Here is a 25,864-nt window from a genome sequence, read left to right as displayed (position 1 = left end):
CTATGATATTTTTTACCGATTTAACCCTCAAAAGGGGGCTTTCTGTTTTATTAGACAAAACCTCAGCAACTATTCATACCGGTCAAAAAGTGGGATTAGTCGGCAAAAACGGCTGTGGGAAATCCTCTCTTTTTGCCCTCATTAAAAACGAACTTCAGCCTGAAGGCGGTGAAGTTTCACTTCCTAAAAACTGGTCAATTTCGTGGGTAAATCAAGAAACGCCCGCGCTAGATTGCAGTGCGATTGATTATGTTATTTTAGGTGATCGAGAATATACCGCGTTAAATGAGCAACTTGAGATTGCAAACCATGAAAATGATGGGAATAAAATCGCCACACTTCATGCCCAGCTAGATACCATTGATGCTTGGACAATCCAAGCGCGTGCAGCGACGTTATTAAACGGCTTAGGCTTCTCTACTGAACAACTTACGTTACCGGTAAAATCATTTTCTGGTGGTTGGCGAATGCGCTTAAATTTAGCACAAGCGTTGATTTGCCGTTCTGACTTATTGTTATTAGATGAACCGACTAACCACTTGGATTTAGATGCTGTCATTTGGTTGGAAAAATGGCTAACTAATTATCGAGGTACTTTAATTTTAATTTCACACGACCGAGATTTCCTTGACCCCATTATTGATCGCGTCATTCATATTGAACATCAACAACTTCACGAATACACAGGAAATTACACCTCGTTTGAAATTCAGCGTGCGACCAAAATTGCCCAACAAAATGCCGCTTTTCAACAACAGCAACGCAAAGTTGCCCATTTACAAAGCTTTATTGATCGCTTTAAAGCTAAAGCGACTAAAGCTAAACAGGCACAAAGCCGTATTAAAGCTTTAGAAAAAATGGAATTGATTGCGCCAGCTTATGCGGATTCTCCATTTGAATTTGAATTTAAACCACCATTTTCACTGCCTAGCCCGCTGCTCATGATGGAAAAAGTCAGTGCAGGCTATGCAGATAAAATCGTATTAGAGTCAGTAAAATTAAACCTTGTTCCTGGCTCTCGTATTGGTTTGCTCGGACGAAACGGCGCAGGGAAATCAACGTTAATTAAATTATTAGCAGGAGAAATCCCACCATTAAGCGGTAACATTCAATTAGCTAAAGGCGTTCAATTAGGCTATTTTGCACAACATCAAGTCGATACCCTGCGTTTTGATGAAAGCCCATTGTGGCATTTACAAAAATTAGCACCTGAAAAAACTGAACAAGAATTACGCAACTATTTAGGTGGCTTTGATTTTAAAGGAGATAAAGTCAATCAAGCGGTTACCTCTTTCTCTGGTGGTGAAAAAGCGCGTTTAGTATTAGCTTTAATTGTATGGCAACGACCAAACCTGCTGTTATTAGATGAGCCAACCAACCATTTAGACTTAGAAATGCGCCAAGCCCTAACCGATGCGCTGACTTATTATGAAGGTTCATTAGTGGTGGTTTCGCACGATCGTCATTTACTCCGTTCAACCGTCAATGAATTCTACTTGGTGCACGATCACAAAGTCGAAGAGTTTAAAGGCGACTTAGAGGATTATCAAAAATGGCTGAATGAACAAAATGCCCTATTATTAGCGACAAAACCAGCTGAAACTAACGAAATAACAGGAAATACAAGTGGTGGTATTTCTGCGCAAGATCGTAAAGAGCAAAAAAGACAGGAAGCGGAACTGCGTCAACAAACAGCACCATTGCGTAAAACGATTAGCCAATTGGAAAAAAATTTAGAAAAAGCGACCGCTTGTTTAGCCGAATTAGAAGCCTTACTGGCATCTAGCGAAATCTATGAGGCGGAAAATAAAGCAAAACTGACTGAAACATTGGCAAAACAGGTTGAGGCGAAAAAACAAGTCGAAGAAATTGAAATGCAATGGCTTGAAGCGCAAGAAACTTTAGAAACAATGCTAAATGCATAGCAAAATAATGGCTAGGATTTCCTAGCCATTTTTATTGCGATTATGCTTGCACTTCAATTAACGGTTTGCCACTATCAGCTGCCACTAATTTGCCAACAGGAATCAACGGCGTATTGGCTAATTTTGCAATTTCTTGCACTTTTTCGACCGCTTGCGGTTGAACGGCAATCAATAGCCCCCCAGAAGTTTGCGGGTCACACAAAATTGCTTTTTGCTCATCGGTGATTGGAGAAAGTAAGTGCCCATAACTGTCAAAATTACGTTGTGTACCACCAGGCACGGCACCTTGCGCAATATACGCTTTTACCCCATCTAAGGTTTGAATATGCGCAAAATCAACCACTGCACGCACGTTCGAGCCTTCACAAATTTCTTTAAGATGCCCCAATAAACCAAAGCCCGTGACATCAGTCATTGCGGTTACTTCTTCCAGTTGCGAAAATTCTGCACCGATTAGGTTCATTTGGCACATTACATCACGCGCTAAGCCTTGATGTTCTGCTTTCAACAACCCTTTTTTCTCAGCCGTCGTTAACACACCAATCCCTAATGGTTTGGTTAAGAATAATTGACAGCCTACTTCAGCACTCGCATTTCGCTTAATTTTCTCAGTTGGGATAATACCTGTTACCGCTAAACCAAAAATAGGCTCAGGCGAGTCAATAGAATGCCCTCCCGCCAAAGCAATGCCCGCTTGTCGGCAAGCAAAACGACCACCTTCAACAATTTTTTGTGCCACTTCTGCCGGTAATTTATTCACGGGAAAACCTAAAATAGCAATCGCCATAATAGGTTTACCACCCATTGCAAAAATATCACTAATCGCATTTGTTGCCGCAATACGTCCAAAATCAAAAGGATCATCGACAATAGGCATAAAGAAATCCGTCGTGCTGATAATCGCCGTTCCGTTTCCAATATCATAAACGGCAGCATCATCAGCAGTTTCATTGCCCACTAATAAATTTGGATCGATAAAATTTTCTAGTTCACTGTGTAAAATAGTCCCTAAAACCTTAGGCGAAATTTTACAACCTCAACCAGCGCCATGGCTAAATTGTGTTAAACGAACAATTTCTGACATTTCTACTCCTTTGATAATACGTTTAAACTTTGCCTATGCTGCTTTCACAAAAACAGAAATAGACTCCAAGTGCCCCGTTTGCGGGAACATATCAATCATCGCGACTTTTTCAAGGCGATAACCTTGCTCAATAAGCTTTTGTGCATCACGCACAAGTGTTGCAGGATTACAAGAAACATAGCAAATCCGGTCAGGCGCCAAAGCACAAAGATGATCTAAACAAAACCATGCCCCATTTCTGGCTGGATCTAATAAAACTTTATTAAAGGGTTCTTGCGCCCAAGGCTGCTCAATAAACGGCTCATCTAAATTCGTTTGATAAAAAGCCACATTCTCTAATTGATTAAATTCAGCATTTTGTTTTGCCTGCTGCACCATCTCAATGACGCCTTCTACACCAACGACTTGCCCTGCCATTTTAGCAAGTGGCAAAGTAAAATTACCCACACCACAGAATAAATCTAAAATTCGGTCATTTTTGCTCGGCACCAACCATGCCAGTGCTTGAGACACCATTTTTGCATTCAACTCAGCATTTACTTGAATGAAATCTCTCATCGAAAAACCGATCTGACAACCGCTAACCACATAATAAGGAGATTGCCCACACCAATGCTCAATCTGTTGTTCGCTGATCATCACGAAAAGGCTTAACTCTTCGCGCGCTGCGAAAATCTTTAAGGCTGCTGCATCTTTTTCAGAAAGAGTACCAACATGACGAAATAGCATTGCAATGGTGTTATCTGCTTGAACCAATTCAATATGACCTAACGCCTTTTTATTTTGCCAAGCAGTTAAAAGTTCGCTTAATTTTGGCAAAAGCGCAGAAAGGCTAGGCAATAGCACTTCGCATTCCGTTAATGGAATAATATGGTTTGAACCTTGTTGGCGAAATCCCATCACCACTTTTCCAGCTTGTAAGGCAATACTTAACCGAGTACGGCGGCGATAACCTTTCGGTTCACCAACAATCATTGGTTGAAAATCAATTGGCGTATTTTGCAGTTTTTGAAGCCGTTGAAATAGGGCTTTTTGCTTAGTTTCGCGTTGTAATGCCAAAGGAATGTGTTGCATTTGACAACCACCACATTCATCATACACCGCACAACTGGGTAATTGGCGTTCACTGGATTTTTTGAGAATTTTTACCGCTTTTCCATGTCCATATTGGCGTTTTTCATCAATAAGGCGCATCTCAATTTCTTCACCAGGCAATGCATTTTCAATAAACCACGTTTTACCTTCAATTTTTGCCACGCCTAAGCCTTGATAATCTAATGATTGGATTTTTACTTGGCGACAAGCGGTCGTTTTTTTCGCTTTTTTTGTAAATTTTTCAGAATAAAATTGTGCCATTTTTCTTAATTCGAAACTCTTTTACTAGGTATTATAGCGAAAAGCTGACTAAATATAAAAAAGGAAACACCAGCTGCTCCGATGAGCATTGCTGAACTTTATTATTTTTACCCAGTCCTATTTTTTGACGGTTATTGTTTAAATAACTTTAAAGACTTTATTTTTGTTCACTTAATTTTCATAAAGAAGGATTTCTATGAAAATATTGTCTAAAGCAACCTTAGTTGCATGTAGTTTTTTATACAAACACTAATTTTGCATTTTAGACTCGGAAAGCAACCGCTTGTAACGTTGTATAAACAACATTACAAGCGGTTTTTTCTTGGTTTTCTGGCAGAAAAATAGTGTTGGATTTGCTAAAATAGCTAGCTTACTTACTCGGAAGAAACTTTGCTTCAATTTTATATATAAAAAGGAGAATATCATGTTTGTCGTTGGACAACGCTGGCTTTCTTCAGCAGAAAACCAATTAGGGTTAGGCATTATTCAAGCCGTAGATAATCGCAGTGTGACTATTGCTTTTCCAGCTGCTGAAGAAGAACGAATTTATGCACTTAATGCCTCACCGCTCGTCCGTGTACAATTTCAAGTAGGTGATCGCATCCGTAGCAGCGAGGGCTGGCAGTTAGTTGTTGAGCAAGTTATCGACAATCAAGGTTTTAGTATCTATTTAGGAAAACGACTCGATACCGAAGAAGAAGCCGTGCTACCTGAAATGCAGCTAGATCACAAAATCACTTTCAGCAAACCACAAGATCGCCTCTTCTCTGCTCAAATTGATCGTGCTGACCGTTTTGCCCTACGCTATCAAGCACTACAACATCAACAAGCGCAGTTTTTATCGCCGCATCGTGGTATGCGTGGCATTCGTGCAAGTCTCATTCCGCATCAATTACACATTGCCAAAGAAGTTGGGCAACGCTTAGCTCCTCGCGTGTTACTTGCTGATGAAGTTGGTTTAGGTAAAACCATCGAGGCTGGAATGATTTTGCAACAACAACTTTTCGCTGGCCGAGCTGAACGCGTGCTTATTTTGGTGCCAGAAAGCCTACAACATCAATGGCTAGTTGAAATGTTGCGCCGTTTTAATCTTAAATTCTCTTTATTTGATGAAGAACGCTGTGCTGATTTTGATAGAAGCGAAGACGATGAAACCCCAGCTGATAATCCATTTGAAAGCGAATCTTTAGTGATTGCCTCAATTCAATGGTTAGCAAGTCATCCCCATCGAGCAGCACAACTTCTCGGCTGCGAATGGGATATGCTAATTGTGGATGAAGCACACCATCTTGCTTGGTCGGTTGATACGCCAAGTGAGGCTTACCTATTAGTGGAAAAACTTGCAAAACAGATTCCTTCTGTTTTGTTACTGACGGCTACACCTGAACAACTTGGACAAGAAAGCCATTTTGCTCGCTTAGCATTATTAGATCCCGATAGATTCTACGATTACGAAGCCTTTGTTGCTGAACAACAAGCCTATAAACCCGTTGCTGATGCGGTCGCCACTTTATTAAACGATAAACCACTGACTGCGGCAGAACAAAATAGTATTGCTGAACTTTTAAGCGAAGAAGATACTGAGCCAATGTTTAAGGTTATCAATGGTAAAAATATTGCAGAATCTGACCGCTTGCAAGCGCGTCAATCGCTCATTAGCGAGCTTATCGATCGCCACGGAACAAGCCGAGTATTATTCAGAAATACCCGTCAAGGTGTGAAAGGCTTCCCTCATCGCATTTATCATCAAATTACCTTAGAAATGCCTTCGCAATATGCTAATGCTTTGAAAGTAATGAATATGATGGGCGACTTAACCATCGCAGAACAGCTTTATCCGGAAAGTCTCTTCCAACGTATGAATCCTGCGGCAAAATGGACGGAATTTGATCCACGCGTTGAATGGTTAATCAGCTTTCTTAAAAATCACCGTGAAGAGAAAATTCTACTGATTTGTAAACAAGCACAAACTGCAATTTCATTAGAACAAGCGCTTCGTGAGCGCGAAGGAATTCGCTCTGCGGTATTCCATGAAAAAATGTCCATTGTTGAGCGCGATAAAGCGGCTGCTTACTTTGCCCAACAAGAAGATGGCGCGCAAGTGTTAATCAGTTCTAACATCGGTTCTGAAGGGCGTAACTTCCAATTTGCAAGTCAGTTAATTCTCTTTAACTTGCCGGACAACCCTGATCTACTAGAACAAAGTATTGGGCGATTAGATCGTATTGGGCAAAAACAGGATATTCAAATTTATGTCCCTTGCTTTGAGAACACAATGCAAATGGTACTTGCCAGCTGGTATCATCAAGGGTTAAATGCCTTCGAAGAGACCTGCCCGATGGGTTCAACCTTATTCCGTGAATTTGGTGAAACGTTACAAAGCTATTTACGCACACCACAAGCGGTCGGATTTGAAGAATTTCTTGCAAAAACCCGTGCTCGTCAACAACAGTTGAAAATCGCTTTAGAGCAAGGTCGCGATCGTTTATTAGAACTCAACTCAAATGGTGGAGAAGCAGCTCAAACCTTAGCACAAGCTATTCAGGCAGAAGATAATAATCCTCATTTGGTGAATTTTGCCCTAAATCTGTTTGATGTGATTGGGCTTGAACAAGAAGACTTAGGCGAGCAGTCTATTGTGATTACCCCAACCGGGCATATGCTTGTTCCCGATTTTCCGGGCATCGAAGAAGATGGAACAACCGTCACCTTCGATCGCGAACTGGCCTTAACGCGAGAAGAATTGGCATTCTTAACTTGGGATCACCCAATGATTCGCAACGGAATTGATTTGATTGTTTCAGGCGATATTGGCAAATGTGCCGTTTCACTATTGATTAACAAGCATTTACCACCAGGCACCTTGTTACTTGAAACCATCTATGTTTTAGAAACACAAGCCCCTAAAGGACTAAATCTAAGCCGCTTTTTACCTCCAACACCAATTCGCGTGTTGCTCGATAACAAAGGTAATAATATGGCTGCACAGGTTTCTTTTACTGGGCTTGAAAAACAGTTAAAACCGGTCAATAAACAAATGGCGAATCAAATTGTAACGATGGCAAAAAATGATATTCGTAAACTTATTGCCATCAGTGAACAACGTGTTCAACCACAAGCACAAACGATGATGCAAGAATCGAAGCAACTTGCTGATAACGCATTAAGTGCGGAATTACACCGCTTAACGGCCTTACAAGCGGTTAATAAAAATATCCGAGCTGATGAAATTGCATTGCTTGAGGCACAAAAATCGCAAACATTGCATCATCTAAGTCAAGCGACTTGGCGCTTAGATAGCTTACGTGTGATTGTAAGCATGCAAGAATCGTAAACCGCTATGATATAAAAAATTGCCTCAATCTCATTTGATTGGGGCAATTTATTTTAGATTATCGAACAATCTCTTCTGCTTGTTCACGATTCTTGCTAAAAACCATCTCTTTTACGCTAGTAAGCAGTTGCGCACGAATAGTTGATATTTTAGGTTTCTCGTTCTCTTGAAAAGCAATCGGGCGGCAAAACGTCATCGCTTTTACTCCTAATCGGGCTGTTAACACCCCCACGCCAATGCCTTGGGTGGCACGCAAGGATAATTTTGCCAGCATATTTTGAGACAGAAAATCAGCAGCTACATCGCTTGCAATCTCGCTTGCCCCAGCAAAAACCATATTAGTGAGCACTAATTTAAATAATTTCAAACGGCTAATATAGCCTAATTCCATACCATAAATTTTCGTAATTTTGTTCACTAAAGCAAAATTTCGCCAAGCAATCAATAACACATCCACCATCGCTAATGGGCTAACCGCAACCAGTAACGCATTTTCCGTTGCATTACGAGAAATCAGCTTTTTTACTTGTTGATCTAACGGCGTGAGCACGTTTTCACTGAATAAATAAAGCACTTCTTTTGCATCATAAGCTTCGTTTAGCTGAGATTGCCAACGCTGCTCTGCTTGTGCAATTTGCGGTAAATGGCGCATATTCTCTAACACATTTTTGCAAAATGTTTGAGCATTTTCACCGCTTGTAGAGCTTAATGATTCAAGAAGGATTTGCTCACTCATTGCCTGTTGCTGTTGATAACGACGCAGGTAAACCAATCTGCGCCATTCGCGAATAATGACACCAACACCCGTTAAGCTCAATAAAAAGAAAACAATGCCAAATGCTAAAGCAATCCAAGCATGGCTTTGATAACTATCCCAAAGCCACTGCACACTTTGTGCAATCACAGCAACACAGAAAAGCACCAACGCACTTAATAGCACACGAATCCAAAAGCGATTTGGGCGAACCACTTCTTCAAACGATAAATCCGCCTCTTCAACTTCTTCCGTTTCCGTGTCTTCAAAAACCTCAAACGCCTCTGCTGAGAATTCCTGTTTAGGTTTGAGGGTTGGATTAAAATCTGATTCTGTTTCTTCAAAAATACGTTTAGTCATCTTTTTCGCTCCAATGCTCAATCGCCGTCATGATATGTTGCTTTAAGCCTTCATAGCCATGTTCAGTTTTGAGCATCTGAAATAATTGTTTTGCCTGTGGATATTCTTTATCTAAATAATGTAGCCACTGCTTGATACGAGCAACATGGTAAAAACCAGAATCTTGGCTATTTTCCATCTGCACATATTGAAAAAGCAGTGTTAATACAGATTGCCAAGGCATTTTCGGTTCATTAAATTTCACGACACGACTAAGATTCGGGGTATTGAGCGCGCCACGTCCAATCATTAGTTGATTACAAGCGGTCATTTCTTGGCATTTTTTTGCAGAATCATAATCCCAAATCTCACCATTGGCGATAACTGGAATTGAGAGCCGTTGTTGTATTTCACCTATTGCTTTCCAATTGATCCGCTCGGCACGATACCCATCAATTTTCGTTCTGCCATGCACGGTGATTTCATTTGCGCCACCTTGTGCTACTGCATCGGCAATTTCAAAACAGTGATCTACAGAATCCCAACCTAAACGAACTTTAACCGACACAATCTGTTCAGCCGAAACAGCTTCACGCATTGCTTTCGTTGCTCGATAAATTAACGTTGGATCTTTTAATAATGAAGCGCCACCATGACTGCCATTAACGGTTTTAGATGGACATCCGCAGTTTAAATCAACACCATGCGATCCTAATTCAATCGCAAGCTGGGCATTTTCTGCTAACCATTGTGGATGTTGCCCTAATAACTGTACGCGTACTGGTGTACCAGAAGGTGTTTTTCCGCCTTGATGCAATTCTGGACAAAGGCGATAGAATGCTTTTTTAGGTAATTTTTGATCAACTACGCGTACAAATTCAGAAATACAGAGATCATAATCATTCACCGCTGTAAGCAACTGACGCACAAAAGGGTCTAAAACCCCCTGCATTGGTGCAAGAATCACTTTAGGGATAACGTTATTATGCATCTTCATCTCGCAAAGCTAGATCTGGGCGCGCAATCAAATAAATCACTAATGCCGTTAACGCCCCTAAAGTATCAGCAAGCATATCTTTTTGTGCATCCCAAATATCTCCTTGGGAACCTAAAAATTCGACACCCGCATTCCCGCCTTCAATCACCGCATATTGCCATTCAATAATCTCATAACTTGCTGCAACAGCCATAATGAAAAATAGGGCAAAAAAACATGCCACACCTAATCCGCATTTACGATTTCGTAATAGCCATTCAGCCATCGGAAAACTATAAAACCCAATAACATAATGCGCTACTCGGTCAAAATGGTTGCGATTTTCACCTAATAATGGGCTTAATAACTCACTTCCCCATTCAAAAGGGACATTAGCAAAGGTATATTTTGCACCAATAAGATGTAAAATCATCCAAAACGACATCAAAATATACGCTAAACCACTAAACTGAAATTTTCGGTAAGTCAGCACCAATAACGCAAAAATGATAAAAATTGGCATAACTTCAGCATACCATACAGCTCTATCCGTTGGTGTTAATCCTGACCAAAACGCAATCAGCGTAATCAATATTGCTAGGCTTAACGGAATCAGATGTCGCTTTAACATACCTTATTTCCATCCTTTTGATTTACAAATTAAATCATAAGCCGCTTGAATTTGTTGGGCTTTTTCTTTCGCTAATTCCATCATTTCATCTGGTAAACCTTTAGCAGCCAATTTATCTGGGTGGTGTTCATTCATCAGTTTACGGTAAGCGCGTTTGACCGTATTTTGATCATCATCAGCACTCACGCCCAATACTTTATAAGCGGCATCAATGCTTGGTGCACTATTAGAGTAAGATTGATTTTGACCACTATAATAACCGCCCTGAGATTGCTGCTGATAACCACCTTGATGATATTCATACTGGAATCCACCTGAACGGAATTGTTGTGCTGCCATTACCATTGCAATCATCTGTTCAAATTGAAAACGAGAGATTCCCATTGTTTCTGCAATAGTGAAAAGAATTTGCTGCTCGTTAGCATCTAATTCGCCATCTTGTAAAGCGGCTTGCATTTGAACTTCCACAAAAAAGCGTAGAAGATCTACACGCTGCCCACAGGCTTCTCTGAATTCTTGAATCACTAAACGTAGTGGAAAACTGGATTCTTTACCTAAAGAAAAAGCCTTTTGCGCTTGTTTTTGTGCAGTTTCATCTAATTTCAAACGCGCCATCAATTGACGTGCGAGATGAATATCATCTTCAGTTACACGCCCTTTAGCTTTAGCAATATGCCCTAATACTGCAAATGTTGTTTGAGTAAAAATAGACTGGCGAGTCAAACCACTTCCAAAGACACTTGAGCTGACTGAACCAAGCTCATAAATTTTCTTATCTGCAAGATGCCCTAAGAAAGCACCAAGTAAAGCACCAAAAAAGCTATGGAAGATTTGATAACCTAAAATAAATCCCACAATTTTTCCAATATATTGCATAAAGTTTCCTTCTGTTTTTGTAATGTGGTTATTTTAACGTAATTTTCTTAAAAATCGCTTAAATATTAAGATTAAACATTATAAATACAGGGATTATCATCAATTTTAGAAATCTGAAATATCTATTAAATAATAGTTATCTTTATATAAAAAGCATAAAGCCCTGAGTAACTCAGGGCTTTATTTCTTATCCTACTAAATAATAGCTTTAAGCTTTAAATTAGTATTCTAACACTGCACGACGGTTTTTCGCGTAGTCTGCTTCAGTATGACCTAAAACGGCTGGTTTCTCTTCACCGTAAGATACAGTTGAAACGTTTGAAGCACCTTGTTGTGCTAAGTAGCTTTTCACTGCATCTGCACGACGTTGACCTAACGCGATGTTGTACTCTGGAGTACCACGTTCATCAGCGTGACCAGCAACAGTTACGCTGCCTTTAGTTGAATTTAATAATTGTGCGTGTGCATCTAATAATTGACGATATTCGCCTTCAACTGCATAGCTATCAAAACCGAAGTACACAGTGTTGTAACGAGTTTGTAAATCTTGAGCAGACATACCGCCGAATTGGCCAGCTGCATTTGCGTTTGCACCTGCGTTTGCTGCTGCGTTGTCTGAAGATGAGCTACATGCAGCTAATACGAAAGCTGGTGCCGCTACCATTAAAACTTTAGCTAGTTTTTTCATTTTTTACTCCTAAGAGAAAGATTATTGTTTAGTTAAATACGGTGACCAAGCAGGGAACTTATATTGCCCTCCTGCACCAGGCAGATTAGCTTTAAAACGACCGTCTGCGGACACCAATTGTAGCACTTTACTCGTACCTTTGGTAGAGCTATAAATAACCATAATGCCATTTGGTGAAATACTTGGACTTTCATCTAAGAACGTAGAACTTAAAACTTCTGTGCCACCCGAAGCCATATCACGTTTTACAACTTTATCACCTGCAATCATGATTAAATTTTTGCCATCTGATGAAAGTTTCGCGTTATAGGTTCTTCCTCCACCTACTGCGCTTACACCACCACCTGATGCACTCATTCTATATACTTGTGGCGAACCTGAGCGGTCTGAGGTAAAGTAAATTGTACTACCATCTGGAGACCAGCTTGGCTCGGTATTATTACCTGCATTTGCAGTTAATTTACTTGGTGAGCCACCACCTGCACTAACAACATAAATGTCTAATTGGCCATCTTGGTTAGACGCAAAAGCAATTCTTGAACCATCTGGTGAAAATGCCGGCGCACCGTTATGTCCTTTTAAAGCCCCCACAACACGACGACTACCTGAACGCAAATCGTGTACCACAACTTGTGCTTTTTTATTCTCAAAGGTTACATAAGCAAGACGGCTACCATCTGGTGACCACTCTGGTGACATCAATGGCTCTTTACTTTTTACAACAGTAAATGCATTGAATCCATCATAATCAGATACGCGTAATTCGTAAGATGATACGCCGCGTTGCACAACGTAAGCAATTTTTGTTCTGAAAGCACCGCGGATTTGAGTAATTTTCTCAAAAATTTGGTCACTCACAGTGTGTGCACCTTGGCGAATTTGTGCTGCAGGAACATTAAATGAACCTTGAGCTAACACAGCTGCTGGATTACTTAATGCATCAACTAATTGATAAGCAACATTATAGCCACCACCGGCAGGACTAACTTGTCCAACCACAACCATATCTACGCCAATATCTGTCCATTGTTGAGAAACAACTTCAGCCGCAGAACTTGGCTGAGCTGGTAATTTTGAACGTTCAATTGGAGTAAATTTACCACTATTGCGTAAATCATCCGCCACAATTTGTGCAACATCCGCAGAACCAGAACCACCAGCAAATGGAACAACCGCAATAGGTTGCGCCATGCTTACGCCTTCATCAACGGAGATAACCACATCAGATTCAGCAACAACAACGTTGCTAAATAAAATGCTTATCGCACCAAATACACTCGCTAAACGAGATTTTAATTTCATTTTTCAACCTCTTGGTGATTATAAAACTTTAAGCCCAAACTTAATCGTTGGCGATTTATAGGTGTTATAGGTTGCATCATCCTTCGCTCTTGGCACACTCTGTGCTTGAACAATCGCCGCAACCGCCGCACGACAAATATTATCTGGCCCTGAAAGCACTTGATGGCTAGAGATTCTGCCATCTCGATCAATATTAATTTTTACCTTACATTCCTGACCAGCAAAACTAGGATCAACTTTATATGTTCTGCTTAATTTTTGTTTAATTAAGCGCTCATATCCGCGATCTGCAGTTCCTTGCCCATCTCCTACCGCTTTACCATTACCGTTGCCAGCTAAGCCTGCAGAATTTTTATTTCCGCCATTACTTGAACCGCCACCGCCAATATTGCCACCGGATAAGAAATCATCAAGATCTTGATTTTTTTTAGCTTGAGCCACTTTTGCTGCTGCATCTGCCTTCGCTTTAGCTTCTGCATCTGCTTTAGCTTTGGCTTCTTTTTCAGCTTTTGCTTTAGCTTCTGCTGCCGCTTTCTCTTTTGCTTCTTTTTCAGCTTTCAGTTTGGCTTCTTTTTCGGCTTTTTCTTTAGCCTCTTTCTCAGCTTTCGCTTTAGCTTCTGCCGCTGCCTTTTCTTTTGCCTCTTTTTCAGCTTTTAATTTTGCTTCTTTTTCGGCTTTTTCTTTGGCTTCTTTTTCAGCTTTCACTTTAGCCTCAGCAGCTTTTTGTTGCTCTAATTTTTTCTGTTCTTCAAGTTTTTGTTGTTCAGCTTTTTCTTTAGCTTTACGCTCTTCCTCTGCTTGTTTTGCTGCAGCTTCTAAACGTTTTGCCTCTGCTTCTGCTTTTAATCTCGCTGCCTCAGCTGCTTTTTTACGCGTAGCCTCTTCTTTTTCCTTTTCAAGCTGCTCTTGTTTTAATTGCTCTTGTTTTAACTGCTCTTCTTTTTTCAGCTGTTCTTGTTTAGCAATCTCTTGCTGACGCTTCGCTTCTTGCTTTTTAGCTTCTTCTTGTTGTTTTTGCTGTTCAATCATCTGAACACGCTGTTGTTCTTTGGCTTTTTCCTCAGCAATTTCTTCTGGTGTTGGCTCATTCGGTTTTTCTTCCACAACTTCTTCTTTAGGTTGCTCTTTAGGCTCAACTTTCGTTGCTGGCTTACCTTGTCTTTCCGATTTTAAACGACCATACTCAGCTGCTACTTGCCCAGTATCTACCATGACAGCTTCAAATTCTTCACCTTCGCCACCATTGCCACCGGCTGATTCAGGTAATTTTGTATTGGTAAAAAATGAGCCTAAAAGCAACAACCCAATCAATAAAGCATGTAGCAATAGGGAAGCTATAATGGCAAGCTCAAATTTATCATTTTGCTGTGATTTCACACCTTATCCTTGCTTAATTATTTACCTTGAGTCATTAAACCGGCTTTTTCGATGCCTGCATCTTTCAGTAATACAATTCCTTTAATCACTTCTTCATACGGAACTGTTGCATCACCAGCAACGAGGAACATAGTGTTTGGATCTTTTTGGAATTCTTGACCTGCAAAAGCGATAACTTCTTGCTCAGCTAATTCTTCCCCATTAGCACCCGTCATAAAATTTCCGCCAACTTTGAGTTTATATAATCCAACACCCGAAACTTGTAAAATTACTGGCGTTTTATCTTCATTCGTCACGGATTGACTATGTTTATCTTCAGGTAAATTAACTTCCACACTCTGGCTAATAACCGGTGCAGTTGCCATAAAAATTAATAATAAAACCAACAATACATCTAAGAAAGGGACGATGTTAATTTCAGATTTAATGTCCTTACGTTTACGGCGATAAGACATATTTTCCTCTTTATTCGTTATTTGAAATCTGACCGCAAGCGGTCAGATTTTTTATTTAATTTACAAATTTCTAAAACGCTATTATTTTTTTGAGAATGCTTGACGATGTAAGATTGTCGTGAATTCATCAATAAAGTTAGCGTAGTTTTGCTCTAATTTATTCGCACGTAAACTTAAACGGTTATAAGCCATTACCGCAGGAATTGCTGCAAATAGACCAATTGCTGTTGCAATCAATGCTTCTGCAATACCCGGTGCTACAGATTGAAGGCTTGCTTGTTTTACTGCACTTAATCCCATAAATGAGTGCATGATCCCCCAAACAGTACCAAATAAGCCGATATATGGGCTAATTGAGCCTACTGTTCCTAAAAATGGGATGTAGCTTTCTAATGTTTCTACTTCACGATTTAACGCTAAATTCATTGCACGGCTTGTACCTTGAATGTTTGCTGCTGGTGCATCTGGGCTTACTTGTTGTAAACGCATAAACTCTTTGAAACCAACGTAGAAAATTTGTTCTGAACCGCTTAAACCATCACGACGATTTTCTAAACCTTCATGTAAACGATGCAAATCTTCGCCTGACCAGAATTTATTTTCAAACGCTAAAGAATCTTTGCTCGCTTTGCTCAAATAACGGCTACGTTGAATGATTACCGCCCAAGATAACACCGAGAAAGTAATAAGAATAAGCATCACGATCTTAACCACAATACTTGCTTGAGCAAATAATGAGATCAAGTCAAAGCTAGTTGCTTCCATTTAAAACTCCAAATTTGTAATATTTTATTGATTTATCACCGCTTGCAACGCATCCAAAATGGCTTGAGGTATTGCTTTCGGTTTCATTTTAATTAAGTCAACGCTGGCAACTGTTACTTCAGCTGAACATAAACATATGTCCGCTTTAAACAAATTTTGTTCAAAAATAATTGTTGCTTTCTTTACAGCTTTAACCGTTGTCTGAACACTTAAGAGATCGTCTAAACGTGCCGGAAACTTATAATCGATCGTCAGCGTTTTAACTACAAAAGCAAAATTTTCTGCTAATAATGCCTGTTGTGAAAACCCACCTTGACGTAAGAATTCCGTTCTCGCCCGCTCAAAAAAACAGATGTAGTTCGCATGATAAACCACGCCACCTGCATCTGTATCTTCATAATAAACTCGGATAGGAAAATGCATTTTCGCTCCCAATATCAAGCGCCCCAAATTTAGGCGAAAACAATCTCTTATTTTAGTGAGATAAGAATTGTTCTGCAATAAGATTTTACTTTTCTTTAAAAAAATAAAAGCACCAAAGTGCTTTTAGAAGAATTGAAGGTAGATTATCGCAGTAATCACGATAATGTAGCCCATTAATGGTAAAAAGATTGCTCGCCAGACTGGACTTTTGATTTCAAATCCAATGCCATGAATCCATAAAATTGCCATACCATAAAAAGCTAATAAGGCTAAATACGGTACTTTGCCACCAAAATGTGAGGCAAAAGCGGTCGAATTTGTGATAAACATTACAAATAATGCACTGGCTAAAATAAAAGAAAGGGCTTTTAACAAGCCCTTTGCTGTAAGGTTATATAACGTACTAATCATAGATTATTCGTCAAATTTCCCTGTTTTCTCAATTTTTGCCGTAACAAATACAGCAAAATAGATGGCGAGAAACATACCAAAAAACCAAGTTAAATAAAACATATTTGCTCCTTAGTATGCAGTATGGTTGTTATCTTCAATAAATTTCGCATCAAGACGACCGAACATTTTGAAGTATGACCAAAGGGTATAGAGTAAAACAATTGGTACAAAGAAACATGCTGCATAGAACATAATTGTTAATGTATTTTCACTCGCTGTTGCATCCCATACTGTTAAGCTCATTTCTGGGTGAGAAATTGAAGGCATAATGAATGGGAACATTGAAACTGCTGCAGTTGAGATCACACCAATTTGCATTAATGATGAACCAAAGAATGCAGTACCTGAACGATTTGCTTTAGAAGCTAAAATCGTTAACAACGCACCTAATACCGCAACGCCAGGAACAATCCAAAGCACTGGCATTTCTTGGTAATTTTTAAACCAAGCGCCAGACTCTAAAGCGACAGTTTTCTTCATCAATAATGATTGAGCATTATGATCTAATGCGCTAGTTACTACATAACCATCTTTAAAGTATAAGAATACGCCTGCTACAATAAATGCAACAAGTGTAACTGCTGCGCCTAATTGAGCAATACCGCGTGCGCGGTTACGTAAATCTGCAGTGGTTTTCATTTGTAACCAAGTTGCGCCTTGAGTAGTTAACATAAATAAGCTAACCACACCACATAATAAAGCAAACGGATTTAATAAGCCTAAGAATGTACCAGTATATTGCACTTGATGGAATTGGTTAAATTCAAATGGTAAACCTTGTAATAAGTTACCAAATGCTACACCAAAAATAAGTGAAGGTACAAAACCACCAACAAATAACGCCCAGTCCCAAGCATTACGCCATTTTGGAGAATCAATTTTCGCACGATACTCAAAACCTACTGGACGGAAAAATAATGCGGCTAATACAAGAATCATCGCAAGGAAGAAACTTGAGAAAGAGGTCGCATAAACGGTTGGCCACGCTGCGAAGATCGCACCACCACCAGTTAATAACCAAACTTGGTTACCATCCCAGTGCGGAGCAATTGAGTTTATCATCACACGGCGTTCAGTATTGCTTTTACCGATAACTGGTAATAGGTTTAATACACCCATATCAAAACCATCAGTAATTGCAAAACCAATCAATAAAACTGCAATTAGAATCCACCAAATAAAGCGGAGAACTTCATAATCTAACATTATCTACTCCTTATTTCGCAGATTGCTCAAAGTAGTATTTACCTGTTTTTAATGCACTTGGGCCAAGACGACCAAATTTGAACATTAAATACATTTCTACTACGAGGAAAATAGTATATAAGCCACATAATAAGCCAATTGCTGTCCAAAGTTCTGCAACGCTTAAGTGTGATGCTGAAATACCGGTTGGCAATAACTCATATACCGCCCAAGGTTGGCGCGCATATTCTGCTAAGAACCAGCCTGATTCAATCGCAATCCATGGTAATGGCATAGACCATAATACTGCTTTTAAGAACAGTTTATTTTTGCCTACTGTACCACGGAAGTTGAATAAGAAGGCTAAACCAATAATCACTGACATTAACATACCAGAGCCAACCATCGCACGGAATGCCCAGAAGTTAGGACCTACTTTTGGAATAGTTGCATCTGCAGCTTTTAAAATTTGCTCTTCAGTTGCATTAGCAACATCTGGCGCATATTGTTTTAATAATAAGCCAAAACCAAGATCTTTTTGTACTGCTTTGAAGGCTGCTTTATCTTCTTCGCTATAGTTACCTGAAGTTAATTTTTCTAATAAAACAACTGCTTTCGCCCCTTCACGTACACGCTCAATATTTTCTTTACGAATATCGTTTAAACCTTTGATTTGTGTATCTAAAGAACGTGTTGCAATTAAACCACCTAAATAAGGAATTTGAATTGCAAAATCGTTTTGGCGAGCTTGTGAATTTGGAATTGCAATCGCATTAAATGCCGCTGGCGCAGGATGAGTTTCCCATTCAGCTTCCATTGCAGCTAATTTAACTGGTTGAGCTTTACCAATTTCATAACCTGATTCATCACCCATTGCTAAAACGGCAATAATAGCAAACAAACCGAAGCCTGCGCCTACTGAGAATGAACGTTTAGCAAAGCCTAAGTCACGACCTTTCAAAATATAATAAGCGCTAATACTTAATACAAAAATTGCGCCACAGGTATAACCTGCTGTTACGGTATGTAAGAATTTACTTTGTGTTACCGGATTTAATAATAATTCGCTGAAGCTTGTCATTTCCATTCGCATAGTTTCAAAATTAAATTCTGAACCTACCGGGTTTTGCATCCAGCCATTTGCAACAAGAATCCACATCGCAGAGAAATTTGAACCAAATGCGACGCAATATGTTGCTAATAAATGTTTTTTCTTAGTAAGACGATCCCATCCAAAGAAGAATAAACCAACAAAGGTTGATTCTAAGAAGAATGCCATTAAACCTTCTAATGCTAAAGGTGCACCGAAGATATCACCAACATAGTGAGAATAATATGACCAGTTAGTTCCGAACTGGAATTCCATCGTAAGACCAGTTGTTACCCCTAGAGCAAAGTTAATACCAAATAACTTACCCCAGAATTTAGTCATATCTTTATAAACTTCTTTACCTGTGGTTACATAAAGTGTTTCCATCACAACGAGGACGAAAGAAAGACCTAATGTAAGTGGCACAAATAAGAAGTGATAGAGTGCAGTTAAGGCAAACTGCAAACGAGAGAGTTCAACAAAGTCTAACATCTCCAACCCCTTCTTTTATAAAAGAAATGAACGATTAGTTATTTGAAAAGTCAAATAACTACCCATAAGACATAATAAAAGAAACTAGAATACCACATGAAATATGGAGTATTAAAAAAGTTTCATTAGATATTCTACTCCGAAATAGACAAAGAAAGAATAGCTGCACCGACCACTTTTTATATTTTTGAGATCTTTCTCACAAAATTATCATTTTTTTTAGGTTAAAATATACCTTACTCTTTTCCTTGGTTTTTATTTTTAGATCAAAAAGATCCTAAAATTTACATATTTTTAATGACAAGCTGTTTAGTTTTTGTTAATCTCGTTCCGTTTTCTTGCTAATGAGAAGAAAACAAATATTTTTTAGCTATAATTATAAAAGGTAAAGCCTAATGTTTAAAAAATTTATCTTCTCTGTTTTTGCAAGCTCTTGTTTGTTTAGTTTGGCACATGCAGAAGTAAAAACTTCTTCATTAACAATGAGTAAACCAGCTGTTAGCGCAAAACTTCCAGCGCAATGTCAACAAATGTTTAACATTGCAGATAGTTTAGTGCGTGAAGCTGAAAGACAACCAGGTACGCACACGCAAGTGGCAAAAATGAAAAACAAACTTTCTGCAACTAAAAAACAAATTTTAGCGATGGAATCTGATTTACAACAAAAAAGCTGTGATAAAGGATTAACCACGTTAAATACCTTAAAGCAAAAACACTAATTACCTAATCCCAATATAAAAAAACCAAGCTTATGCTTGGTTTTTTATTTTCTAATTACACTTTTTTCTATCACACTCTATTACTGACGAGCCATTCTTAAATTTTGCGGTAAATCTTCAAAGTTAGAACGAAATGGGTTGATATCTAATCCACCACGTCTAGTATAACGAGCATAAACAGTCAACTTGTCTGGTTTAGCAAACTGCATTAAATCGGTAAAAATACGCTCTACACACTGTTCATGAAATTCATTATGTTCCCGGAAAGAAACTAAATAACGCAGTAATTTTTCACGATTTAATCGCTTGCCTTGATAATGAATTTGCACGCTTCCCCAGTCTGGTTGGCTGGTAATTAAGCAATTAGATTTAAGCAAATGGCTGACTAACGTTTCTTCCACTACCTCGCCTTCAGCAACATCTGACAGATAGTCATTAGAGAAGCTATAATCGCTAATGGTAATATCTTGTTCATCAATGCATTCACCAGCAAAATCGACAATTTGCTGTCCACGGTAATCAGATAATTTGCAAATTTTTACTGAAACTTGACCGCTTGCACACTGACTTAAATCTTGCATAATCGTTTGTTGAACCTGCCCAATTGATTCAAATTTGGTTTGGTTGAAACTGTTTAAATAAAGCTTAAAACTCTTTGATTCAATTAAATTTTCACTACGAAAATCTACTGCTACATCTGCAATCGCCACCTGTGGTAAGCCATTTGAATTGAGCCAAGAAAGCTCATAACAAGTCCAAATATCAGCACCACGATCAAACGGTTGGTGTTCAGTAATGCCTAATCCATCACGATTTAATTTTCTTGGCACACCTTGTAATAAACTTGGGTCATAGGTTGTTTTATAGTCAGTTTTTTGCCCTAATTTTAAACCTAATAAACTTTTATCTTCGTAATTCACACTCTCTCCTTTTATTTTGAATCTTTTTTCTGAATTATTTGATATAGCGAACTAAATCAACCACGCTATCTAACACTAAATCTGCTTTTGCCTCACCTTCAGCTATCATAGGCTTACCCGTTTTGACCAACACTTTAGTTTTCACGCCCGCAGCTTCTGCAGCTAATAAATCTTCTAATTTATCGCCTACCATATAAGATTGCTTAGGATCGATATTTAAATCTTTAATCGCCTCTAAAAACATTCCCGCTTTCGGCTTGCGACAATCGCACTCTGCTTTAAACTCGCCTTTTCCTTCAGGATGATGCGGACAATAATAAATACCATCTAACACTACACCATAATCTTCATCTAAAGACCAATCCATCCATTCAGTCAGTTGATGAAATTGTGCCTCTGAAAAATAACCACGCGCAATACCAGATTGATTAGTTACCAACACCAATAAATAACCTTTATCTTGTAGCTGTTTTAATGCTTTACCTACGCCTTCAATAAATTGAAAGTCATCAATTTTATGTACATAGCCGTGATCGACATTAATTGTGCCATCTCGATCTAAAAAAATTGCCTTGTTAGCCATGCTGTTTTCCTTTTAAGAAATCCACCACAATTTGATGATGCTCGCTAGTTTTAAATTTATCAAATACTGCTTCAATCACACCTTTTTCATCAACTAAAAAACTGATGCGATGAATACCATCATAGGTTTTTCCCATAAATTTCTTTTCACCCCAGACACCAAAAGCCTCTGCGACTTGATGATCAGGATCAGAAAGCAAAGTGAAATTTAGCGCTTTTTTCTCTGCAAATTGGGCTAATTTTTTCGGTAAATCAGGGCTAATACCTAAAACTTCTACATTTAATGCTTTTAATTCAGATTGGCTATCGCGCAAACCACAGGCTTGTGTAGTACATCCCGGCGTTAAAGCTTTCGGATAGAAATAAACCAAGACTTTTTTACCTGTAAATTCTGCAAGACTGACTTTTTGTTCTGCTTGATTTAATAAACTAAATTCTGGTGCTTTTGCACCTACTGTTAATCGATTCATTTTTCTCTCCACACTTTTTTTTGTACTATTTTAGCTTAATCCGCCAAAAAGGCCTCTAATAATTCATTTAAAAAGAGCTTACCATGCTCAGTAATTTGCCAATGGCTCGCATTTTCTGTGATGTAATTCTGTGTTAATGCCCAATCCATTGTAGGGCGAACAACTGTTTCGTTTAAGCCAGTATAAGCCTCAAACTCCGATTTTGGCACAGCTTCTAACAAACGAAAACGATTCATGAAAAATTCAAAAGGACGATCTGCAAATTCAATTTGTTCTTGGTGGTAACGATATTCGCCACGCATATAACCTTTAGGATGCTTCGTTTTACTAAAACGATAAATTTCGCCAGTTGGAAAAGTAATTTTTCCATGTGCTCCACAACCAATGGCTAAATAATCGCCAAAACGCCAATAATTTAAATTATGTTGGCATTGAAAACCTTTTTTCGCATAAGCAGAAGTTTCATATTGTTCGTAGCCTGCGCGAGTCAGCAACTGATGTCCTTGTTCAAAAATTTCCCACAATGCATCATCATCCGGCAAAGTCGGTTTACGATAATAAAACATGGTATTCGGTTCAATGGTGAGCTGATACCACGAAAGATGTGGCGGGTTTAACGCAATGCCTGTTTCTAAATCTGCTAACGCCTGTTGCACCGATTGATTTGGCAAACCATGCATTAAATCAATATTAAAGCTCTTAAGCCCTGATTTTGCAGAATCTTGCGCAAATTTGACCGCTTGTATTGCTTCTTGGCTATCGTGAATACGCCCTAGCTTCAATAATTTTTCTGGTTCAAAGCTTTGAATCCCCATTGAAATACGGGTAACGCCGCCTTCTGCATATCCTAAAAAACGCGCTGCTTCTGCCGTTCCTGGGTTTGCTTCTAGCGTGATTTCAATATGCGGTTCAAAAGCAATGCGTTTTTCCACTTCTTTTAATAAATAAGCGATGCCTTCTGCCGAAAAAAGGCTAGGTGTTCCGCCACCAATAAAAATAGAGTGGATTTTTCGATGCCCAATTGCGGCTTGGTAAGCGGTTAAATCTTGCGACAAATCTGCAAGCAAATGTTGAATATATTCCGCCTCAGGAATCAGGCCTTTTTGCGCGTGCGAGTTAAAATCGCAATAGGGGCATTTTTGCACACACCAAGGAATATGAATATAAAGGCTAAGTGGCGGCGGAGTTAATTGCACAACATCTTCCTAATTAAATGAGGTTATAAAGAGAAAAGGCGTATTTGCTACGCCTTTTTAAACAGAGCTTAATTTGCCCTAAATTCCTTGCTTGATTTTAGCAAAAATCTCTCTAGCACAGAATAAAAACCTACGTATTTTTCTGCATAAAATAGAAATTTGCAGTAAAATACCGCCCTTTTTGTTTGTCTTCATTTTTCTTTTAAATGGATGTCTATGATTAGTGTTTTTGATATGTTTAAAGTGGGCATTGGCCCTTCTAGTTCCCATACTGTCGGCCCAATGAAAGCCGCAAAAGCGTTTATTGATGAACTTGCCGCTTGCAAATTATTAGCCAAAACTGACCGCTTGTTGGTGGATGTTTACGGTTCGCTTTCGCTGACTGGGCGCGGACATAACACAGATACGGCTATCATTATGGGCTTAATGGGCTATTTACCGCATTATGTGGAAATTGATCGTATCGACCAAGTGATAAACACTTTAAAGCAAAATCACCAATTAACCCTTAATGAAGCACAACCTGAACAAGCAAAATCTATCGCTTTTGATTTTTATGCAGATATGCCGTTTCATTATGAATTTTTACCTCGTCATGAAAATGCAATGAAAATCAGTGCTTTTGTTGAAGGTCAATTATTACTAGAAAAAACCTACTATTCGATTGGTGGTGGCTTTATCGTTGATGATGAACATTTTAATCAAGCGACACAATCTGACATCCAAGTACCCTTTCCATATAAGCACGCTGAAGATCTGTTAAAACATTGCCAAAATGAAGGATTGCCCCTCTCAAGTTTAATGTGGCGTAACGAAATAGCTCTTCGACCAAAAGAAGAGGTTTCAGCTTATTTAGCACATATTTGGCAAACGATGGAAGCCTGTATTCAACGTGGATTACATACAGAAGGTTTATTACCAGGCAACTTAAAAGTCGTGCGTCGCGCCCCTTCTTTACGTCGTACATTAGAGGCAACCAGTAAATTTAACCAAGATCCAATGCAAATTATCGACTGGGTAAATATGTTTGCTCTCGCAGTCAATGAAGAGAATGCCGCTGGGGGACGAGTCGTAACAGCCCCAACTAATGGCGCATGCGGGATTGTGCCAGCAGTACTTGCCTACTATCAACAATTTATTGCGCCACTTAATGCAGAAACTATTGAACGCTACCTTCTCGCAACCAGTGCTATCGGGTCGCTTTATAAAATGAACGCCTCAATTTCTGGCGCTGAAGTTGGCTGTCAAGGCGAAGTGGGTGTGGCTTGTTCTATGGCTGCAGCGGGCTTAACTGAAATTATGGGAGGCACACCAGATCAAGTTTGTATTGCGGCAGAAATTGCCATGGAACATAACCTGGGTTTAACTTGCGATCCTGTGGGTGGTCAAGTTCAAGTGCCATGTATTGAACGTAATGCTATTGCCTCTGTCAAAGCAATCAACGCTAGCCGCATGGCGCTACGCCTAACTTCTCAGCCCCGCGTGACTTTAGATAAAGTCATTGAAACCATGTATGAAACGGGTAAAGATATGAATGCAAAATACCGCGAAACTTCAACCGGTGGTTTAGCTATCAAAATCTTACCTTGCGACTAAATGGAAAAAGCCCCGAAGTGCTCTTCCGCATTCGGGGCTTTATGTTACAAGCGGTCTGTTTTTGCCAGATATTTGCAAAATGACTACTTAATATTACCGCTTACCTTTCATCAAATGTTCACTTTTCCAACCCTCACTAGTTAGAATCAATGCCATTCTTTGTTGACCTTCAACTTTATTAGCGCTACGACCTTTAAATAGCTCAGAAAATTTTGGATCAGCAGCCCAGTCTGCTAAATCGCTCACTTTAACTGTATAATCTACACGAGAAAATTTCATTCCCATTGCTTCAGCTGGTTCTGTGAATATCCCAACTTGATCTAAAGTCACTTTCCCTGTGCAAAGTTTATTTCCCCAAAATCTGTCTTTTATCACCAAATAACTTTTTAATTTCTCTGTTGGAGAATAAACTTTTGCACTTTCAGTAGATGATCCACCCAATATATCTTTTACACTAATTGATTGTGTTTCCTCCGTAAACAACCCTTTTTCCGCCAAATAAGTTGCTTGTTTAACACTATCTTCATATAACGATTTAAATTGGCCAGATATAGGATAAACGACTTGTTCCTCGTTATTTAATGATGACTCTATTGGTAATTTAAAACTTGACTTTGGATAAGCAATACAAACTGCTGGCTGTGTATCAAGGTATTCTGAAATCGCTTTGCCAAAGTTTTCTTTATTGGCCTCTTTTGGATCATTACAGGCTGTTAAGACTAAACTCAATGCCGCAGTTGAGGCTAACAATGTTTTTTTGAACATTTAAATCTCCTTGTGAAATTAGAATATCACCAGCATTATTGAATAAAATCATCATATCTGCCAAGCTAAAAATAAAAAATCGCCCTAAATTTTCATTTAGGGCGATAAGCG

At 39.1% G+C, this 25,864-nt stretch carries 25 protein-coding genes; 4 read left to right on the top strand and 21 right to left on the bottom strand.

What is annotated here, in order from left to right; translation table 11 throughout:
• The first annotated feature begins 2 nt into the window (after window positions 1-2).
• Window positions 3-1,925, top strand: coding sequence for an ABC transporter ATP-binding protein (locus HMPREF1128_RS00695; RefSeq protein ID WP_007523079.1), 1,923 nt, complete (start codon window positions 3-5; stop codon window positions 1,923-1,925).
• Between the two features lie 40 nt (window positions 1,926-1,965).
• Here HMPREF1128_RS00695 and selD read toward each other — a convergent pair whose 3' ends face one another.
• Window positions 1,966-3,009, bottom strand: a complete 1,044-nt coding sequence (gene selD, locus HMPREF1128_RS00690; protein ID WP_081466973.1) for a selenide, water dikinase SelD — start codon at window positions 3,007-3,009, stop codon at window positions 1,966-1,968.
• A gap of 33 nt (window positions 3,010-3,042) precedes the next feature.
• The gene (rlmD, locus tag HMPREF1128_RS00685; RefSeq protein WP_007523075.1) at window positions 3,043-4,365 is read right to left on the bottom strand and encodes a 23S rRNA (uracil(1939)-C(5))-methyltransferase RlmD; all 1,323 of its coding nucleotides are present in this window, start codon (window positions 4,363-4,365) and stop codon (window positions 3,043-3,045) included.
• A gap of 424 nt (window positions 4,366-4,789) precedes the next feature.
• On the opposite strand from rlmD, the gene rapA reads away from it, so the two are divergent.
• Window positions 4,790-7,699 carry an RNA polymerase-associated protein RapA gene (gene rapA, locus HMPREF1128_RS00680; protein ID WP_007523176.1) on the top strand — a complete coding sequence of 970 codons (2,910 nt, stop codon included), beginning with the start codon at window positions 4,790-4,792 and terminating at the stop codon, window positions 7,697-7,699.
• A gap of 58 nt (window positions 7,700-7,757) precedes the next feature.
• Here the strand turns inward: rapA and HMPREF1128_RS00675 are convergent, their stop codons facing one another.
• The 14 genes from HMPREF1128_RS00675 to HMPREF1128_RS00615 all read right to left on the bottom strand — a co-directional run bounded on the left by HMPREF1128_RS00675 (window position 7,758) and on the right by HMPREF1128_RS00615 (window position 19,505).
• A complete protein-coding gene (locus HMPREF1128_RS00675; RefSeq protein ID WP_007523142.1) occupies window positions 7,758-8,813 on the bottom strand; it encodes a YcjF family protein in 1,056 nt (351 codons plus the stop codon).
• A complete protein-coding gene (gene dusC, locus HMPREF1128_RS00670) occupies window positions 8,806-9,783 on the bottom strand; it encodes a tRNA dihydrouridine(16) synthase DusC (RefSeq protein WP_007523002.1) in 978 nt (325 codons plus the stop codon). The genes HMPREF1128_RS00675 and dusC overlap by 8 nt, the downstream gene beginning before the upstream one ends.
• Entirely contained in the window at window positions 9,776-10,399 is a 624-nt protein-coding gene (locus tag HMPREF1128_RS00665; RefSeq protein ID WP_007523263.1) for a DUF2238 domain-containing protein, read from the bottom strand. The genes dusC and HMPREF1128_RS00665 overlap by 8 nt, the downstream gene beginning before the upstream one ends.
• Window positions 10,400-10,402: 3 nt before the next feature.
• Entirely contained in the window at window positions 10,403-11,275 is an 873-nt protein-coding gene (gene djlA, locus HMPREF1128_RS00660; protein ID WP_007523104.1) for a co-chaperone DjlA, read from the bottom strand.
• A gap of 220 nt (window positions 11,276-11,495) precedes the next feature.
• On the bottom strand, window positions 11,496-11,963 hold the full coding sequence (pal, locus tag HMPREF1128_RS00655; protein ID WP_007522987.1) for a peptidoglycan-associated lipoprotein Pal: 468 nt from the start codon (window positions 11,961-11,963) through the stop codon (window positions 11,496-11,498).
• Window positions 11,964-11,984: 21 nt separating this feature from the next.
• The gene (tolB, locus tag HMPREF1128_RS00650; protein ID WP_007523153.1) at window positions 11,985-13,265 is read right to left on the bottom strand and encodes a Tol-Pal system beta propeller repeat protein TolB; all 1,281 of its coding nucleotides are present in this window, start codon (window positions 13,263-13,265) and stop codon (window positions 11,985-11,987) included.
• A gap of 18 nt (window positions 13,266-13,283) precedes the next feature.
• Window positions 13,284-14,642 carry a cell envelope integrity protein TolA gene (gene tolA / locus HMPREF1128_RS00645; protein ID WP_007523108.1) on the bottom strand — a complete coding sequence of 453 codons (1,359 nt, stop codon included), beginning with the start codon at window positions 14,640-14,642 and terminating at the stop codon, window positions 13,284-13,286.
• Between the two features lie 17 nt (window positions 14,643-14,659).
• Complete coding sequence (tolR, locus tag HMPREF1128_RS00640) at window positions 14,660-15,097, bottom strand: colicin uptake protein TolR (protein ID WP_007523050.1); 438 nt, start codon at window positions 15,095-15,097, stop codon at window positions 14,660-14,662.
• A gap of 81 nt (window positions 15,098-15,178) precedes the next feature.
• Window positions 15,179-15,862: a protein TolQ gene (gene tolQ, locus HMPREF1128_RS00635; RefSeq protein ID WP_007523286.1), complete on the bottom strand. Its 684-nt coding sequence runs from the start codon at window positions 15,860-15,862 to the stop codon at window positions 15,179-15,181.
• 24 nt (window positions 15,863-15,886) lie between these two features.
• Window positions 15,887-16,285, bottom strand: a complete 399-nt coding sequence (gene ybgC / locus HMPREF1128_RS00630) for a tol-pal system-associated acyl-CoA thioesterase (protein ID WP_007523030.1) — start codon at window positions 16,283-16,285, stop codon at window positions 15,887-15,889.
• 123 nt (window positions 16,286-16,408) lie between these two features.
• Window positions 16,409-16,696: a cyd operon protein YbgE gene (gene ybgE / locus HMPREF1128_RS00625; RefSeq protein ID WP_007523032.1), complete on the bottom strand. Its 288-nt coding sequence runs from the start codon at window positions 16,694-16,696 to the stop codon at window positions 16,409-16,411.
• A 3-nt stretch (window positions 16,697-16,699) separates the two neighbouring features.
• Window positions 16,700-16,798: a cytochrome bd oxidase small subunit, CydX/CbdX family gene (locus HMPREF1128_RS10180; protein WP_010129289.1), complete on the bottom strand. Its 99-nt coding sequence runs from the start codon at window positions 16,796-16,798 to the stop codon at window positions 16,700-16,702.
• 9 nt (window positions 16,799-16,807) lie between these two features.
• On the bottom strand, window positions 16,808-17,944 hold the full coding sequence (gene cydB, locus HMPREF1128_RS00620; protein ID WP_007522995.1) for a cytochrome d ubiquinol oxidase subunit II: 1,137 nt from the start codon (window positions 17,942-17,944) through the stop codon (window positions 16,808-16,810).
• Between the two features lie 10 nt (window positions 17,945-17,954).
• Complete coding sequence (locus tag HMPREF1128_RS00615) at window positions 17,955-19,505, bottom strand: cytochrome ubiquinol oxidase subunit I (RefSeq protein WP_010129290.1); 1,551 nt, start codon at window positions 19,503-19,505, stop codon at window positions 17,955-17,957.
• Between the two features lie 395 nt (window positions 19,506-19,900).
• On the opposite strand from HMPREF1128_RS00615, the gene HMPREF1128_RS00610 reads away from it, so the two are divergent.
• Complete coding sequence (locus tag HMPREF1128_RS00610; RefSeq protein WP_007523026.1) at window positions 19,901-20,224, top strand: DUF5339 domain-containing protein; 324 nt, start codon at window positions 19,901-19,903, stop codon at window positions 20,222-20,224.
• 80 nt (window positions 20,225-20,304) lie between these two features.
• Here HMPREF1128_RS00610 and queF read toward each other — a convergent pair whose 3' ends face one another.
• The 4 genes from queF to hemW are packed head-to-tail and all read right to left on the bottom strand — an operon-like array spanning window position 20,305 to window position 23,392.
• Window positions 20,305-21,144: an NADPH-dependent 7-cyano-7-deazaguanine reductase QueF gene (gene queF / locus HMPREF1128_RS00605; protein ID WP_007523163.1), complete on the bottom strand. Its 840-nt coding sequence runs from the start codon at window positions 21,142-21,144 to the stop codon at window positions 20,305-20,307.
• 34 nt (window positions 21,145-21,178) lie between these two features.
• A complete protein-coding gene (gene gmhB, locus HMPREF1128_RS00600) occupies window positions 21,179-21,727 on the bottom strand; it encodes a D-glycero-beta-D-manno-heptose 1,7-bisphosphate 7-phosphatase (RefSeq protein ID WP_007523060.1) in 549 nt (182 codons plus the stop codon).
• Window positions 21,720-22,196 carry a thioredoxin-dependent thiol peroxidase gene (bcp, locus tag HMPREF1128_RS00595; RefSeq protein ID WP_007523130.1) on the bottom strand — a complete coding sequence of 159 codons (477 nt, stop codon included), beginning with the start codon at window positions 22,194-22,196 and terminating at the stop codon, window positions 21,720-21,722. The genes gmhB and bcp overlap by 8 nt, the downstream gene beginning before the upstream one ends.
• A gap of 35 nt (window positions 22,197-22,231) precedes the next feature.
• Window positions 22,232-23,392 carry a radical SAM family heme chaperone HemW gene (gene hemW / locus HMPREF1128_RS00590; protein WP_007523211.1) on the bottom strand — a complete coding sequence of 387 codons (1,161 nt, stop codon included), beginning with the start codon at window positions 23,390-23,392 and terminating at the stop codon, window positions 22,232-22,234.
• 216 nt (window positions 23,393-23,608) lie between these two features.
• Between hemW and HMPREF1128_RS00585 the strand changes: the two genes are divergently transcribed.
• A complete protein-coding gene (locus HMPREF1128_RS00585; RefSeq protein WP_007523196.1) occupies window positions 23,609-24,988 on the top strand; it encodes an L-serine ammonia-lyase in 1,380 nt (459 codons plus the stop codon).
• A gap of 93 nt (window positions 24,989-25,081) precedes the next feature.
• On the opposite strand, the gene HMPREF1128_RS00580 is transcribed toward HMPREF1128_RS00585, so the two are convergent.
• Window positions 25,082-25,753 carry a hypothetical protein gene (locus HMPREF1128_RS00580; protein WP_007523037.1) on the bottom strand — a complete coding sequence of 224 codons (672 nt, stop codon included), beginning with the start codon at window positions 25,751-25,753 and terminating at the stop codon, window positions 25,082-25,084.
• Window positions 25,754-25,864: the final 111 nt, after the last annotated feature.

The sequence above is a fragment of the Haemophilus sputorum HK 2154 genome (assembly GCF_000287615.1).
In the GTDB taxonomy this organism is placed as follows: Bacteria; Pseudomonadota; Gammaproteobacteria; order Enterobacterales; family Pasteurellaceae; genus Haemophilus_A; species Haemophilus_A sputorum.
This window is presented reverse-complemented; position numbering and strand designations above follow the sequence as displayed.